Here is a 14195-nt window from a genome sequence, read left to right on the forward strand (position 1 = left end):
GGCAGGCATGGGGAAGTACTCCGGACATGGGACATCGACGGTCCGTCATTCTGCTCGCCCTTGGCTGAAAACAGTCGAACGAAGTCGATTCAGCCACTTTCGGCGGCGGCGTGCCACCGGAAGAATCAGCCCTGTTCTTCACGGATCACACGGAGCTCCTGTTGCCTCATTCGTCCCGTTCTCATCCGCCTCGCTCCGACGCCCTCCCCCGTCTCTCCTGGCTCCGGGTCCTCTGCCTGCTGGAGGCTTTCACGCTGCTAGCGCTGGTGCTGGTCGCGGTCCCGCTGAAGCACCTGGCCGGTCTGCCGATCGCGGTGTCCGTCATGGGCCCGGTGCACGGCATGGCCTTCCTCGTCTTCTGCTGGCAGCTCGCGCAGGCGGCCACGGAGCACGCCGTCGACCGGCCGACGGCATGGCGACTGCTGTTCGCCGCCTTCGTGCCGCTGGGCGGTCTCTACAGCTGGCGCATGCTGCGTCGCGGAGCCGCGACGTGATGTATCTCTGGCTCAAGGGTCTGCACCTTGCAGCCGTTCTCACCTGGGTGGGCGGATTGGTGCTGCTCGGCGTGACGACGACCGCGCTGCGCCCTGCCGCGGCTGCAGTCCTGCTCCCGCACGAAAGGCGCATCGCCGCCGCCGTGCTGAGGTGGGATCGCCGCGTGACCGTGCCGGCGATGTTGGCCGCCTGGGCCCTGGGCATCGGGCTTGCGAGCCGGGGCGGCTGGTTCGGCGCGCTCTGGCTGAGCGCCAAGCTGCCGATCGTCGTGGGGCTGTCGGCACTGCATGGCGTTCTGGCGGCGACGCTGCGCCGGCACGTCGAACAGAGCGAGCGCCCTGCTCCAACCTGGATCCGTCATGCGCCGGTCATCGCCATCGTGGGCGTCAGTACGATCGCATTGCTTGCGGTCATCAAGCCCTGAGACGCCTCTCTGAGGGCGAAGATGATTCGCCGACCGGGGCACCTCCGCCCACAAAACGTCGAGAGCCACTCATGGACCCGTGGGATCGCTAGGCGCTACGACGAGTAGACAGCGCCCAATCGCCTCCTCACACGTCGAATCCCGGACACTGCCGGCTCGCCTGCCGCAGCAGCGTCGGCCACACGAAAGCCCCGCCGAGGCCGCCGGTCTGCACGCGCATCGACTCGGCGGTGCCACGAATGATCTCGTCGTGGACCGGGGTCAGTTCGACGCCTCCGGCCTGCGCCGCGATCTGGATCTGGCAGGCGCTCTCGAAGGTGTACATCGACAGGAAAGCGTCGGCGATCGTCTTGCCGACGGTGAGCAGCCCGTGGTTGCGCAGGCAATAGAAGATCTTGTCGCCGAGGTCGTTCTGCAGTCGCGGCTGCTCGTCAGGGCGGATCGCGACGCCTTCGTAGTCGTGGTACGCGAGCGAGGCCAGCACGAAGGTCGACTGCTGCGAGATCGGCAGCACGCCGCCCTTCTGCGCCGACACCGCCACGCCGGCGCGCGTGTGCGTGTGCAGCACGCAGCCCACGTCGGGCCGGGCCGCGTGGATCGCGGAATGGATGATGAAGCCGGCCTGGTTGACCGGGAACGGCGTCTCCTGCAGCTTGTTGCCCGACGCATCGACCTTGATCAGGTTGGAAGCCGTGATCTCGTCGAACATCAGGCCGTAGGGATTGATCAGGAACTCATGCGCGTCGCCGGGCAGCCGCGCGCTGATGTGCGTGAAGATCAGGTCGCTCCAGCCGTAGCGCGCGACCAGGCGGTAGCACGCGGCGAGGTCCACGCGCAGCTGCCATTCGGCGTCGCTGACCTGGCCCTTGAGCGAGGGGATGCGGGCGGTGATGTCGTCCATGGTCGTCTCCGGATCGCGCCGGACCATCGAACGGGTCCGGTCAGCGGCGGATCGTGCGCCAGGAGGCTGGGTGTCGATGTCGCATTCACGACAGGTCGGCAGCACCTTTGTCCAGTTTGCTCAAGTACCTCTTGAGGCGATCGCCTTGTCGTTCCATACATCGCGCCAGCGCCATGTTCGCGGCCTTCAGGATCACCTCCCTGCTGGGCATCAGCGCGCGCACGGCAGGCGACGGTTCATGGTCGCGCCAGCCGATCGTCAGGCGCAGATTCGCGCGCCTGATGGTGTGCACGGTGATGTACTTGCGAGCAGCCGAAGAGGTCTGGTTCATGTTGCGGATTGACAGGTGAACGCGATGGGAGATTCTGGGCTCGCATCGCGTCACCGTCCCATGACATCAATGATCTAGCCGATCCGAGTTCTATCCAGGCGACAACCTTCTTCGCAAAATGGACCGCCATGTCGCCCCTGAATCGGGGCGCCCATCAGCCCTCGGAAGGGCTCATGGACGAGGAGATTGCCCAGGTCTCGGGCGGCTTCTGGGCGGGCGTCGCTGCTGCAGCGGCGTGGGACGCCATCAAGGGGTTTGGCTCCTGGGCGAGCGAGAAGGCCCCGGGCGGGGCTGATGACGGGACCTGGGAGCAGATCGGCGCCTCGCAGATGACGGCGTAACCTCGACAACGCGCCAGCACGGTCTGCTACCGTTTGCTGGCGCTCTTCTCCAAACATCGCCACCTCATGAGCCTGGACCCTCGGCCTATCAAGCAGGCGACGCCACCGATCCGGGAGCCCGGCGCGCAGCGCATGTCGCCGGTCATCACTGATCAGCTGCTTGTCTACTGTCTGAAGATCACCGTCCTGTCGCTGCTGGCGGCAACAAGCCTTCAGACCGTCGCGACATTCGTCGTGCACATGGCTGGGATGCCATCTCCGCCAGTCCCGCGCATCGGGTTGGAGGTCCGTGACTGGCTCGGCGCGGGACTTCTTTCTCCACTTCTGGAATCACTGTTCGTCTGGGCCGCCGGGTCGCTGATCCGCGGCATGACGCCGACGGTATGGGTGCCCAGTCTGGCGATTGGCCTGATCGCTGGCGTCGCGCACGGCGCGATCCATCCGATGTGGTTCTTCGGGCCGGCCGCGTCGTTCACCGTCTTCGCGTGGGCGTGGCTGCGATGGCGAGACGCGGGACGTTCAAGACACTTCCTGATTCTGCTCATCCCTCACATGCTCCAGAACATCGCCGTCTTGTCACTGCAGGTTCTCGTCGACCGCTTCTGAGCAGGATCCCTGCACGACAATCCCCGCATGGATCAACTGCACTCGATGCGCGTCTTCGTCGCGGTGGCGGAGGTCGGCGGATTCGCCGGCGCGGCGCGCAAGCTCAATCTCTCGCCGGCGACGGTCACGCGCGCCGTCCTCGACCTCGAAGAGCACCTCGGCGCGTCGCTCTTCACGCGCACGACGCGGGTGGTGCGATTGACCGACGCCGGCGCCGGTTACCTCGAGGACTGCAAGCAGTTGCTCGTCGATCTCGAGAACGCCGACGGCGCCGTCGCCAGCGTGAACGGCACGCCGCGCGGCCGCGTCACCATCACCGCGCCGGCGATGTTCGGCAACCTCTACATCGCGCCGGTGGTGACCGACTACCTCGGCCGATTCCCCGAGACCCAGGCGGTCTGCCTGTTCGTCGACCGGGTCGTCAACATGGACGACGAAGCGGTCGACGTGGCCGTGCGGCTGGGCGAGCTGCCCGACTCCTCGCTGCAGGCCGTGCGCGTCGGCACGATCCGGCGCGTGCTGTGCGCCTCACCCGACTACCTGGAACGCCGCGGCACGCCTCAGCATCCTGAGGAGCTGGCGCAGCACACCATCATCTCCGCGACCGGTCTGACCCCCACCACGCGCTGGCATTTCGCCGAACAGGACGAAGCCCGCGTCTACGAGCTGCGTCCCACGATGATGACGACCACCAACGACGCCGCGATCACCGCGGCGGTCGGTGGCCTCGGCATCACGCGCCTGATGTCCTACCAGGTGCGCGAGCCGCTGCGCGACGGCCGCCTGCAGACCATCCTGTCGGCCTACGAATCCGGCCCCGTGCCGATCCACGTGCTGCATCGACAGGGCCGGCGCCCGACCGCGAAGGTGCGCGCGCTGCTCGACCTGCTGATCGAGCAGTTGCGCGCCGACCCTTCGCTCACTTGAGCTTGCGCCCCAGGAAGTCGCGCATCAGCGCGCCGATGGTGGCGCCATCCTCCTCCAGCGCGAAGTGCCCCGTGTCCAGCAGGTGCAGCTCGGCCTTGGGCAGGTCGCGCAGGTAGGGGTGCGCGCCGGCGGCCGGGAAGATCTTGTCGTTCTTGCCCCAGACGATCAGCATCGGCGGCTGGTGCTTGCGGAAGTAGGCCTGCCAGCCCGGATACAGCGGCGGGTTGGTGCCGTAGCTGTAGAACAGCTCCAGCTGGATGTCCTTGTTGCCCGGACGATCCATGTAGGCCTGGTCGACGGTCCACGCATCGGGGCTGATGTGGCGCACGTCGCGCACGCCTTCGGTGTACTGCCACTTCGTCGCGGCCAGCTCGAAGGTCGGACGCAACTTCTCGCCGTTTGCCGTCGACTTGTCGGCCCAGTAGCGCTTGAGCGGCGCCCAGAAGTCGTTGTCGATGCCTTCGTCATACGCGTTGCCGTTCTGCACGACGATCGCCGTGACGCGCTCCGGATGCGCCGAGGCGATGCGGAAGCCGATCGGCGCGCCGTAGTCCTGCACGTACAGCGCGTACTTCGAGGCGCCCACCGCGACGGTGAACTTGTCGACCACCTTGGCCAGGTTGTCGAAGCTGTACTGGAACTTGTCCATGGCCGGCATGTCGCTCTGACCGTAGCCCGGATAGTCCGGCGCGATCACGCGGTAGCGGTCCGCCAGCTGCGGGATCAGGTTGCGGAACATCTGCGAGGACGTCGGGAAGCCGTGCAGGAGCAGCAGCACGGGCGCGTCCTTCGGGCCGGCCTCGCGGTAGAAGACCTTCACGCCGTCGATGACGACGGTGCGGTACTGGATGTCGACGCTCGCCGGCGCGCGGATGGCGCTCTCGGTGGCGGCAGGCGCCGCGACGGCGACCTGCGCGGGGAACTGCGCCGCGATGGTCACGGCGAAGGCGGCGCCGATGGCGCGGATGAGGCGGGTGGTGTTCATGGTGGTGGTCTCAGCGGTGGGTGGAAGGAGCGCCGTCGTTGCGAGCGGCGCGGGAATCGAAGGCAGCGCGGTTGGCCTGCATGTACTCGTCGGTCAGACGCGCGACCTCGTCGAGTCGCGTGTCCATCACGAAATGGCCGCCGTCGAGGATCTCGACGCGCGCCTGCGGCAGATCCCGCTTGAACGCCTGGGCGCCGGGCACGGTGAAGGCCGTGTCGTGCCTGCCCCAGACGACCAGCGTGGGCGGCTGATGGGCACGCAGCCACCGCTGCCACGCGGGATAGCTCGCCAGGTTGGTCTGGTAGTCGTAGATGAGTTCGGACTGGATCTCCGCCTGGCCCGGGCGGTTCAGGTAGGCGTGCTCGTCGGTCCAGAGATCCGGGTCGTAGGCCTCGACGTCGGGATCGGTGCCGACGTGCCGGGCTCGGGTGGTCGCCAGCGAAAGATGGCCGGCGCGGACTTCCTGTTCATGCGCGGCGCGATCCGTCCAGAACGCGCGGCGCTTGGCCCACAACGGTCCGAGACCGTCGTCGTAGACGTTGCCGTTCTGGAAGACCATGCCCTGGATCGCGCCGGGGCGCGCCTCGGCCAGGCGCATGCCGACCGGCGCGCCGTAGTCCTGCATGAAGAGGACGTAGCGGTCCAGCTTCACCGCGTCGGTGAACTTGCCGACGACCTCGGCGAGGTGGTCGAAGGTGTAGGTGAACTGCGCCGGCGACGGCGCGTCGCTGTGGCCGAAGCCGGGATAGTCCGGCGCCACCAGGTGATACCGGTCGCCCAGCCGACGCATCAGCGCGTCGTACATGCGGGAGGAGCTCGGCACGCCGTGCAGCAGCAGGATCGCGGGCTTGCTGGCGTCGCCGGCCTCGCGGTAGGCGACCTGCACGCCGTCGACGGTCACCGAGCGGTAGCGCACGGATGCCGAGGACGCCGTGCCGGTCGCAGCGACGGCGGCGGCGGCGGACAAGGTCAGTGCGGCCGTTGCGACTGCGACCCGTGTCGCGGTGGATTTGCGATTCATGGATGCACCTTCGTGGTCTGAAGAGGAGGAACTCTTCGGACCGGTTTGAAGGCGCATCAGGAGCCGCTTGGTGGCGGCGGTCCCCTTGCATCGACTCGCTGTTCAAACCCGTCCGATCGATGGGTTGAATGCTCGTCGAGAGGCCGGATCAAGAGAATCCGGGCGGCGTCGAAAGGACTCTTTCGCGAAATGAAATGGTGAGGCCCGCGCATCCCGCGCGGGCCTCGTTTGGCTCACACCGAGCGGCTCACACCGAGCGGCTGACCTCCAGACACTCAGTTGCCCGCGCCCAGATGCTTGGCGAAGAAGGCTTCGAGGCGGTTCGCGAAGTCCACGCGATTCACGTTCTTGGCCCAGCCGTGGCCCTCGCCCGGATAGACCACCCACTCGGGCGTGTTGCCCGCCTTGATCAGCGCATCGCGCATGCGCTCACCGTGCGCGAGCGGCACGCGGCGGTCCATCTCGCCGTAGGCCAGCAGCACCGGCGCCTTCATGCGGTCGGCCAGCAGCACCGGGGAATTCGCCCGCAGCATCTCGATGTCCTTCACCGGGTCGCCGATCATCTCGGGGATCGAGTACTTGCGCGCCAGGTCGGAGTCGTCGTCCACCCAGCGTTCGCCCTTGACCAGCAATTCGAGGTCGGTCACGCCGACCCATGCCGCGCCGCAGCGGTACAGCGACGGGTGTTTCGCCAGCCCCATCATCACCGCGTAGCCGCCGTAGCTGGCCCCGGCGATGCAGGCCTTGTCGGTCGCCAGCTTCTGGCCCTGCGCCCACAGCAGCGCGTCGGCGACGTCGTCCTGCATGGCCTGACCCCATTGTCCGAAGCTGGCCTTCATGTGCGCATTGCCGTAGCCGATGCTGCCGCGGAACTCGGGCTCGATCACGAGGTAGCCGCGCGAGGCCAGGAACTGCGACATCCCGTCCCAGCCCCAGACGCGACCGCGCACCCACGGTCCGCCGTGCACGAGCACGATGGCCGGCGCGGCATGACCCGGCTTCACGCCTTGCGGCAGCGTGATCCATACCGGCAGGTCGCGCCCGTCGCGCGCCTTGATGCGATGGAAATCGACCGAGGCCATCAGGCTCGGATCGACGTCGCTGCGGCGACGACCCAGCACGGCCCAGCGCTCGGCTTCCGGCAGCGCCGCGCGGTAGACCCAGTGCGTACCGGGATCGCGGTCGGAGGAGTTGAACACCGTCGCCACCATGTCGGGCTTGCCGCAGCGGCGGCAGCGGACGTCGTTGATGCCTTCCGGGAAGCGCGCGTCGACCACGGCCTGGAAGCGCTTCATCTCGGGGTCGAACCACACGGTCCCGGGGGCGTCCGTCACCAGACGCACACCGACGACGCGTCCGGCGTCCCGCAGGAAATCGCCCTGGTAGTCGAAGCCCGGCGCGCTCACCAGCGGACGCGGCTCCGGCGCCTGCGTCTCGCGGTCGTAGCGCGTCAACACGTCGTAACCCTGCGGGCCGGACGCGGAGGTGACGTACAGCTGACCGTCGTCGGTCACCGCCGCCGGTTCGAAGGGCATGTGCAGCTGCTCGCCCTCGACCAGCGGCGTCCAGTCCTTGCTGCCTGCCGGGCGCTGCAGGATCTTGCGCCGCTTGCCGTCGTCGATGTAGGCGACGCGGGGCACGCCGTGGCTGTCGAACAGGTAGCCGGTCGCGCCCTGCGGCGTGTCCATGTCGGAGGCGGTCCGTCGGCCGGTCTCCACATTGAGCCAGGCCGGCTGCAACATGGCGCCGGAGGTATAGCTGGTCTTGGCGACCAGCACGCGGTTGGCGGGCTCGCCGGGATGGGGGAAGGGCAGCGCCAGCAACTGGTCGCCGCGTTCGAACCGGATGTGTTCCACCGAACCGCCGGCAGCGCTGACGAGGTATTGATTGGCGTCGTCGCTGTAGCGTCCGGAGCCCAATCGCCGATCCCAGGTCCACACGATCATCTTGTCGTCGTTGACCCACTGGTAGCTGGACACGTCGATGTCGCGGAACTGCGCGGCGCGGCGCGCCTCGATCTTGTCGGTGAGGTCGAACACCACCACCCCGACGCGCAATCCGGCGCCCGCGGAAGATGCCACGGCCAGGCGCTTGCCCGTCGGCGACAGCGTCGTCATGTCGAGGTCGGCGCCGCGGAAGAAGACCTGCGGCGGCACGTCGCGTGGCTTCTTCGGCACGTCAACGGCGGTCTGCGCCGCCGCGGCCACCGTCGTGACGGCCATCGCGGCCGCCAGCGCCCACGCCGTCATCGGCTTCACGCGCGCCGTGGTCGGCGCGCCCATCCATCGCTTCATCGTCACTCCCTGGGAAAGCCGCCGCCCCGGCAGGGCGGCCTGTCGTTCTTGGTCGGGCGCGATGCTACCGAGGGTCGCCCCCTCGCCTGAAGCGGGAAAGCCACGATTCCCCCATGAGAGGGAGCGCCCCAACCCGTATGCAGAAAGACGCAGATCTGAAGCGTTCTGCGTATGACTTGGGGGGCGAAATCCGACAAGGCGCATCGAGTTCAACTGCAGCCTCACCTCGTGCCCAGGCGATCAATCGTCGACCTCCACTTCGCGATTCAGCACGATCTTCCATTTGGCGTCCGTCTCGTACTCCTCCCCCAACGAGTGGATCACGATGGCCGAAGGATCCAGCGGCGCCCGCGTCTTCGCGCTGGCAACGAATGGCTCCAAGGCCCTCGCCTGCCTGTTGTGATTGAAGTACTCCAGAAGGAATCCGAGGCGCCGCACACATGGCGTCTCGTAATGCGCAGCCAGCGCAGAGAGTCGCCGGGAACTGGCTCGGCCGCCGAGCGTCTTGGCCATCTGCGCGACACCGTTGATGCCGCCAGCCTTCCCGCAATATCGCGCCGCATCGAGAAGGTTCAGCTCGAGGCCGGCCGCCTTCGCATAACCGGAGCGCGACTTGATTCGAGTCAGAAATTCCTCTTGATTGACCGCATTGAATTCCCTCGCTGCCTGCGTCAGGAACTGGATGCGCTGCCGGCCGATCTCGAAGCTACGCAATTGCTTCGGAACGATCACCTGGAAGATCATCACCGCCTGGTGCGAAGAGCCATGAAGCGCGGCGGCCCTCAGCAACGAGACCCGATAGTCCAGGTCAAGGTGGCGCATCAGCGGGTCGATCCAACGATCCACGTCGGGGGCGCCCATGACGACGTCCTCGGGCCGCACGATGACGTAGAAGTTCTTGTAGGGACTGGCGATGCGCTGACGTGCCCGAAGCCGTGCCAGCGCGGACTCCAAACCCGAGGTCGTCAGCGTCAGTTCGGAAGCAACTTCGGTGCGCGTGAACGTCTCCCGCCCCGAGGCCAGGCGTTGATCCAGGAATTTCTCGATTGAGGTCACGCCCAAACCATATGCAGAACCACGCAAAATTGCAAGGTTCTGCATATGATTTGGGCGTAAAAAAGGGCGCCTCGGCGCCCTTCTCTTCCTCTGGGAACCGACGTTCTCAGAACGCCGCGATCCCCGTCTGCGCGCGCCCCAGGATCAGCGCATGGATGTCGTGCGTGCCCTCGTAGGTGTTGACCACCTCCAGGTTGACCAGGTGTCTGGCGATGCCGAACTCGTCGCTGATGCCGTTGCCGCCCAGCATGTCCCGCGCCGTGCGCGCGATCTCCAGCGACTTGCCGCAGCTGTTGCGCTTCATGATCGACGTGATCTCCACCGACGCCGTGCCCTCGTCCTTCATCCGGCCCAGCCGCAGGCAGCCCTGCAGGCCCAGCGTGATCTCGGTCTGCATGTCCGCCAGCTTCTTCTGCACCAGCTGGTTGGCCGCCAGCGGCTTGCCGAATTGCTTGCGGTCCATCGTGTACTGCCGCGCCGTGTGCCAGCAGAACTCCGCCGCGCCCAGCGCCCCCCACGCGATGCCGTAACGCGCGCTGTTCAGGCAGGTGAACGGACCCTTCAGGCCGCGCACGTCGGGGAAGGCGTTCTCCTCCGGGCAGAAGACCTCGTCCATCACGATCTCGCCGGTGATCGACGCTCTCAGGCCCACCTTGCCGTGGATCGCCGGTGCGCTCAGGCCCTTCCAGCCCTTCTCCAGCACGAAGCCTCGGATCTGCCCGCCGTCGTCCTTGGCCCAGACCACGAACACGTCCGCGATCGGGCTGTTGGTGATCCACATCTTGCTGCCGGTCAGCGCATACCCGCCGTCGACCTTGCGCGCCCGCGTCACCATCGAGCCCGGGTCCGAACCGTGGTCCGGCTCCGTCAGGCCGAAGCAGCCGATCCACTCGCCGCTGGCCAGCTTGGGCAGGTACTTGCGCTTCGTGGCCTCGTTGCCGAATTCGTTGATCGGCACCATCACCAGCGAGCTCTGCACGCTCATCATCGAGCGGTAGCCGCTGTCCACGCGTTCCACCTCGCGCGCGACCAGGCCGTAGCAGACGTAGTTCAGGCCGGCGCCGCCGTATGCCTCCGGGATCGTCGGGCCGAGCAGGCCCAGTTCGCCCATCTCGCGGAAGATCGCCACGTCGGTCTGCTCGTGCCGGAAAGCCTCCAGCACGCGCGGCGCCAGACGGTCCTGGCAGTAGGCCGCCGCGGCGTCGCGCACGGCGCGTTCGTCGTCGGTCAGCTGCTGGTCCAGCAGCAGCGGATCGTCCCAATGGAATGCCGCCTTCGCGGCCTTGGATGCGTGGCTCATGTGTCTCTTCCGTTCTTGAATGCGTTCAAACCGATCCTAGTCCCGTGCCGGCACCACCGCTGTCACCTCGATTTCAACCTTCGCACGGTCCTCGATCAGACCCGCGACCTGCACCGCGGTCATCGCGATGCCGTACTCGCTGCCGAGCACCTCGCGGTAGGCCTGGCCGACCTCGCGGCCGCGCGCGACGTACTCGCGCTTGTCGAGGAGGTACCAGGTCATCCGCACAATGTGGCGCGGCTCGGCGCCGGCTTCGGCCAGCACCGCCTTGATGTTGCTCAGCGCCTGGCGGCACTGCGCGACGAAGTCGTCGCTCTCGAACTGGCATTGGCCGTTCCAGCCGATCTGGCCGGCCACGCTCACCAGCGTGCCGGTCGCGGCCACGCCGTTGGCGTAGCCACGCGGCGCCGCCCAGCCCGCGGGCTGGAGCACGCGCTTGGCGCCCGTTCCGGCACCGGCGTCGGCACCGGTGCTTGTCTTCTCGTTGTTGTTGTCGCTCATCGTCCTGACTCCTCTACTGCTCTGACGATTGATGGGATTGCTGCTGCTGGACCGCCCGCACCAGCGCGGCGCGGACGTCCTCGGGAAAGGGTTGCGACTGGTGCGTCTCCAGCGAGGTGCACACCAGCACCTGGCCGAAGCTCACCCGCGGACCGTCGGCGCCGTCGAAGCTCACGCGCAGCGACAGCGAGCTGCGTCCGACGCGCTCGATCCACAGCCGCTGCGTCAGCCGCTCGCCCTGGCGGCTGATGCGCTCGAAGTTGGTCTGCAACTGCACCGTCGGCAGACCGATGCGGCGCGGGCCAAGCAGCTCCGCATACGGCACGCTCAGCCCCTCGTTGAACCAGTCCTCGACGAAGGCGTTCAGCATCTCGAAGTAGCGCGGGAAGAACACGATGCCCGCGGGGTCGCAGTGCCCGAAGCGGATCAGCACCTCGCGCTCGAAAGCAGCCGTCATGGGGTCCTCCTGGTCATGTCGTTGCGTCGTCGTTCATGCGTGGTCATACGCCCAGATGCCGATGCCACAGCCCGTGATCGGCCGCCAGCGCGGCCGAATCACCGCGCCACACCACCTGCCCGCGCTCCAGGATGCTGTGCCGGTCCGCGAGCCTGATCAGGCGCTTCACGTACTTGTCGACCACCAGGATGGTCTGTCCGCCCTGGCGCAGCGTGTCCAGGCAGCGCCAGATGTCCTCGCGGATCAAGGGCGCGAGGCCCTCGGTCGCTTCGTCCAGCACCAGCAGGCGCGGATTGGTCACCAGCGCGCGGCCGATGGCGAGCATCTGCTGCTCGCCGCCCGAGAGCTGCTGGCCCATGTTGGAGGCGCGTTCCTTCAACCGCGGGAAGAGCGCGAAGACGCGTTCCACGGTCCACGGCTCAGAAGCGCGGCAGCGGTTGGCCTCGAAGGCCTTCAGGTGTTCGAGCACGCTGAGGTTGGGGAAGACCTGGCGGCCTTCGGGCACGATCGCGAGGCCCAGGCGCGCGATGCGGTCGGCGCGCCAGCCGGTGACGTCTTCGCCCGCGAAGCGGATGCGGCCGCCGCTGGGCGCCAGCCAGCCGGTCAGGCATCGCAGCGTCGTGCTCTTGCCCATGCCGTTGCGGCCCAGCAGCGTCGCCACCTCGCCCGACGCGATGCGCAGATCCAGGCCGAACAGCACCTGGCTGTCGCCGTAGCCGGCCCGCAGGCCGTCGATCTCCAGCAGCGCGTCGCTCATGCGGCCTCCTCCTCCGCCTCGTCGCCGAGGTAGGCCTGCCTGACCGCCGCATCGCGGCGGATCTCGTCCGGCGAACCGGTCGCGATCACGCGTCCGCTCACCAGCACCGACACCCGGTCGGCGAGCTTGAAGACCGCGTCCATGTCGTGCTCGACCAGCAGCAGGGTCAGGTGTTGCGCCTTCAGCGCCGCCAGCAGTTCGACCATGCGAGCCGATTCGTCGGGGCCCATGCCGGCCATCGGTTCGTCGAGCAGCAGCAGGCGCGGCCGCGCGGCGAGCGCCAGCGCGAGCTCCAGCTGACGTTGCTCGCCGTGCGCGAGGCTGCCCGCGACGCGGTCGGCCATCGGCGCGAGGCCGACCAGCGTGAGCATCGCCTCGGCGTCGGCATACGCCGCCTCGTCCGCGCGCGCGGAGCGCCACCACGACGGCGCCGACGGACGCCGTGCGAGCACCGCCAGCACGACGTTGTCCAGCACCGTGAAGCGCCGGTAGATGCTGGTGATCTGGAAGGATCGCACCAGGCCCTCGCTCACGCGTCGGGGCATCGTCAGCGCGGTCACGTCCTCGCCGTCGAAGAAGATGCCGCCGCCGTCCGGCGCCAGTGCGCCGGAGATCTGGTGGATCAGCGTCGTCTTGCCGGCGCCGTTCGGGCCGATCAGCGCGTGGGTCTCGCCGGCACGAACGTCGAAACTCGCCTCGTCGGTCGCGGTCAGCGCGCCGAAGCGCTTGACCAGTCGATGCACCTGCAGCAGCGAAAGCTCAGGCAGCGCCGATGGCAGGGCGGTCGTCGCGATGTCACGCATGCGCGGCTCCCTTGGACTTCTTCACACCGAAGCGACCGAAGAGCCCCGTCAATCCACGCGGCGCGAAGAGCACCACGACGAGCAGGATGGCCCCGAGCGCGAACTGCCAATGGATGGTCACGCCGGACAGGAGTTCCTCGAGCAGCAGGAACACCGCCGCGCCGAGCGGTCCGCCCCACAGCGCGCCCGCGCCGCCCAGGATCACCATCACCATCAGCTGTCCCGACTGGGACCAGTGCATCAGATGCGGCGAGACCAGGCCGTTGAGGTTGGCCAGCAGCGCGCCGGCCAGTCCCGCGATCGCGCCGGCGACGACGAAGGCCGTCCACTGCACCGCGAACACGCGGCCGCCGGTCGCGGCGACGCGGGTCTCGTTGTCGCGCGCGGCCTGCAGCAGCCATCCAAGCGGCGAGTTGACCAGCCGCCGCAGCCCCGCGAAGACCAGCGCGAACAGCACCAGCGCGACCCAGAAGAAGGACGCGTCATCCGTGAGCGTCACCGGCAGGCCGTGCAACACCGACCGCGACGGCACCGGCAGGCCGTCATCGCCGCCGTAGGCCTTCAGCGAGACGGCCAGGTAATGGAACATCTGCGCGAAGGCCAGCGTGATCATGATGAAGTAGACGCCGCGCGTGCGCAGGCTGATGGCGCCTATCACCGCCGCCGCGATACCGGAGACGACCATCGCCGCCGGCCAGGCGATCCACGCCGACGCCACGCCGGCGTCCGCCAGCACACCCACCGTGTATGCCCCGATCCCGACGAAGGCCGCGTGGCCGAAGCTCACCAGCCCGCCGAAGCCGAGGATCAAGTTCAGGCTCGCCGCCGCGATCGCGAAGATCAGCACCCGCGTCGCGACCACCGTGTAGAACTCCAGGCCCAGCGCCTGCAGCAGCGGCGGCAGCGCCGCCAGCGCGATGAACACCGCCCAGATCCACAGGCCGCCGGCGCGGTGATGAAGCAGCGTGCGTCGCGGACGCAGGGACTCGGTCATCG

At 67.8% G+C, this 14195-nt stretch carries 17 protein-coding genes; 5 read left to right on the forward strand and 12 right to left on the reverse strand.

Going from position 1 to position 14195, the window contains the following annotated elements; translation table 11 throughout:
- Positions 1-161: 161 nt before the first annotated feature.
- Complete coding sequence (locus ACQZ13_RS20710) at positions 162-494, forward strand: DUF3817 domain-containing protein (protein ID WP_431047696.1); 333 nt, start codon at positions 162-164, stop codon at positions 492-494.
- The gene (locus tag ACQZ13_RS20715; protein ID WP_431047698.1) at positions 494-919 is read left to right on the forward strand and encodes a CopD family protein; all 426 of its coding nucleotides are present in this window, start codon (positions 494-496) and stop codon (positions 917-919) included. The genes ACQZ13_RS20710 and ACQZ13_RS20715 overlap by 1 nt, the downstream gene beginning before the upstream one ends.
- Before the next feature lie 127 nt (positions 920-1046).
- On the opposite strand, the gene ACQZ13_RS20720 is transcribed toward ACQZ13_RS20715, so the two are convergent.
- Together ACQZ13_RS20720 and ACQZ13_RS20725 are read right to left on the reverse strand one after the other, a co-directional pair.
- Positions 1047-1820 (reverse strand): class II aldolase/adducin family protein, encoded by a 774-nt coding sequence (locus ACQZ13_RS20720; protein ID WP_431047700.1) that lies wholly within the window; start codon positions 1818-1820, stop codon positions 1047-1049.
- An 85-nt stretch (positions 1821-1905) separates the two neighbouring features.
- The gene (locus tag ACQZ13_RS20725; protein ID WP_431047702.1) at positions 1906-2151 is read right to left on the reverse strand and encodes a hypothetical protein; all 246 of its coding nucleotides are present in this window, start codon (positions 2149-2151) and stop codon (positions 1906-1908) included.
- Between the two features lie 173 nt (positions 2152-2324).
- On the opposite strand from ACQZ13_RS20725, the gene ACQZ13_RS20730 reads away from it, so the two are divergent.
- The 3 genes from ACQZ13_RS20730 to ACQZ13_RS20740 all read left to right on the forward strand — a co-directional run bounded on the left by ACQZ13_RS20730 (position 2325) and on the right by ACQZ13_RS20740 (position 4025).
- A complete protein-coding gene (locus ACQZ13_RS20730; protein WP_431047704.1) occupies positions 2325-2492 on the forward strand; it encodes a hypothetical protein in 168 nt (55 codons plus the stop codon).
- A 66-nt stretch (positions 2493-2558) separates the two neighbouring features.
- Entirely contained in the window at positions 2559-3098 is a 540-nt protein-coding gene (locus tag ACQZ13_RS20735; RefSeq protein WP_431047706.1) for a hypothetical protein, read from the forward strand.
- Between the two features lie 27 nt (positions 3099-3125).
- Positions 3126-4025, forward strand: a complete 900-nt coding sequence (locus ACQZ13_RS20740; RefSeq protein WP_431047708.1) for a LysR family transcriptional regulator — start codon at positions 3126-3128, stop codon at positions 4023-4025.
- Here ACQZ13_RS20740 and ACQZ13_RS20745 read toward each other — a convergent pair.
- From ACQZ13_RS20745 to ACQZ13_RS20790, 10 genes are all read right to left on the reverse strand, one after another.
- Positions 4018-5010: an alpha/beta fold hydrolase gene (locus ACQZ13_RS20745; RefSeq protein WP_431047710.1), complete on the reverse strand. Its 993-nt coding sequence runs from the start codon at positions 5008-5010 to the stop codon at positions 4018-4020. The two genes, ACQZ13_RS20740 and ACQZ13_RS20745, sit on opposite strands and share 8 nt — an antisense overlap.
- A 10-nt stretch (positions 5011-5020) precedes the next feature.
- Positions 5021-6031: an alpha/beta fold hydrolase gene (locus ACQZ13_RS20750; RefSeq protein WP_431047712.1), complete on the reverse strand. Its 1011-nt coding sequence runs from the start codon at positions 6029-6031 to the stop codon at positions 5021-5023.
- Positions 6032-6306: 275 nt separating this feature from the next.
- Entirely contained in the window at positions 6307-8325 is a 2019-nt protein-coding gene (locus ACQZ13_RS20755) for an alpha/beta hydrolase family protein (RefSeq protein WP_431047714.1), read from the reverse strand.
- 240 nt (positions 8326-8565) lie between these two features.
- Positions 8566-9381, reverse strand: a complete 816-nt coding sequence (locus ACQZ13_RS20760) for a type IV toxin-antitoxin system AbiEi family antitoxin domain-containing protein (RefSeq protein WP_431047716.1) — start codon at positions 9379-9381, stop codon at positions 8566-8568.
- A 106-nt stretch (positions 9382-9487) separates the two neighbouring features.
- Entirely contained in the window at positions 9488-10681 is a 1194-nt protein-coding gene (locus tag ACQZ13_RS20765; RefSeq protein ID WP_431047718.1) for an acyl-CoA dehydrogenase, read from the reverse strand.
- 36 nt (positions 10682-10717) lie between these two features.
- Positions 10718-11182, reverse strand: a complete 465-nt coding sequence (locus tag ACQZ13_RS20770) for a RidA family protein (protein WP_431047720.1) — start codon at positions 11180-11182, stop codon at positions 10718-10720.
- Positions 11183-11195: 13 nt separating this feature from the next.
- Positions 11196-11639: an acyl-CoA thioesterase gene (locus ACQZ13_RS20775; protein ID WP_088405330.1), complete on the reverse strand. Its 444-nt coding sequence runs from the start codon at positions 11637-11639 to the stop codon at positions 11196-11198.
- 43 nt (positions 11640-11682) lie between these two features.
- On the reverse strand, positions 11683-12396 hold the full coding sequence (locus ACQZ13_RS20780; protein WP_431047722.1) for an ABC transporter ATP-binding protein: 714 nt from the start codon (positions 12394-12396) through the stop codon (positions 11683-11685).
- Entirely contained in the window at positions 12393-13199 is an 807-nt protein-coding gene (locus ACQZ13_RS20785; RefSeq protein WP_431047724.1) for an ABC transporter ATP-binding protein, read from the reverse strand. The genes ACQZ13_RS20780 and ACQZ13_RS20785 overlap by 4 nt, the downstream gene beginning before the upstream one ends.
- Positions 13192-14193, reverse strand: coding sequence for a branched-chain amino acid ABC transporter permease (locus tag ACQZ13_RS20790; RefSeq protein WP_431047726.1), 1002 nt, complete (start codon positions 14191-14193; stop codon positions 13192-13194). Before ACQZ13_RS20790 ends, ACQZ13_RS20785 begins: the two co-directional genes overlap by 8 nt.
- Positions 14194-14195: the final 2 nt, after the last annotated feature.

The organism is Roseateles sp. L2-2 (assembly GCF_050613215.1).
Lineage (GTDB): Bacteria > Pseudomonadota > Gammaproteobacteria > Burkholderiales > Burkholderiaceae_C > Roseateles > Roseateles noduli.

Coding starts and splice junctions, on each gene's coding strand:
- ACQZ13_RS20715 (WP_431047698.1), top strand. CDS start 494: ATGTATCTCTGGCTCAAGGGTCTGCACCTTGCAGCCGTTCTCACCTGG.
- ACQZ13_RS20720 (WP_431047700.1), bottom strand. CDS start 1,820: ATGGACGACATCACCGCCCGCATCCCCTCGCTCAAGGGCCAGGTCAGC.
- ACQZ13_RS20725 (WP_431047702.1), bottom strand. CDS start 2,151: ATGAACCAGACCTCTTCGGCTGCTCGCAAGTACATCACCGTGCACACC.
- ACQZ13_RS20730 (WP_431047704.1), top strand. CDS start 2,325: ATGGACGAGGAGATTGCCCAGGTCTCGGGCGGCTTCTGGGCGGGCGTC.
- ACQZ13_RS20735 (WP_431047706.1), top strand. CDS start 2,559: ATGAGCCTGGACCCTCGGCCTATCAAGCAGGCGACGCCACCGATCCGG.
- ACQZ13_RS20740 (WP_431047708.1), top strand. CDS start 3,126: ATGGATCAACTGCACTCGATGCGCGTCTTCGTCGCGGTGGCGGAGGTC.
- ACQZ13_RS20745 (WP_431047710.1), bottom strand. CDS start 5,010: ATGAACACCACCCGCCTCATCCGCGCCATCGGCGCCGCCTTCGCCGTG.
- ACQZ13_RS20750 (WP_431047712.1), bottom strand. CDS start 6,031: ATGAATCGCAAATCCACCGCGACACGGGTCGCAGTCGCAACGGCCGCA.
- ACQZ13_RS20755 (WP_431047714.1), bottom strand. CDS start 8,325: ATGAAGCGATGGATGGGCGCGCCGACCACGGCGCGCGTGAAGCCGATG.
- ACQZ13_RS20765 (WP_431047718.1), bottom strand. CDS start 10,681: ATGAGCCACGCATCCAAGGCCGCGAAGGCGGCATTCCATTGGGACGAT.
- ACQZ13_RS20770 (WP_431047720.1), bottom strand. CDS start 11,182: ATGAGCGACAACAACAACGAGAAGACAAGCACCGGTGCCGACGCCGGT.
- ACQZ13_RS20775 (WP_088405330.1), bottom strand. CDS start 11,639: ATGACGGCTGCTTTCGAGCGCGAGGTGCTGATCCGCTTCGGGCACTGC.
- ACQZ13_RS20780 (WP_431047722.1), bottom strand. CDS start 12,396: ATGAGCGACGCGCTGCTGGAGATCGACGGCCTGCGGGCCGGCTACGGC.
- ACQZ13_RS20785 (WP_431047724.1), bottom strand. CDS start 13,199: ATGCGTGACATCGCGACGACCGCCCTGCCATCGGCGCTGCCTGAGCTT.
- ACQZ13_RS20790 (WP_431047726.1), bottom strand. CDS start 14,193: ATGACCGAGTCCCTGCGTCCGCGACGCACGCTGCTTCATCACCGCGCC.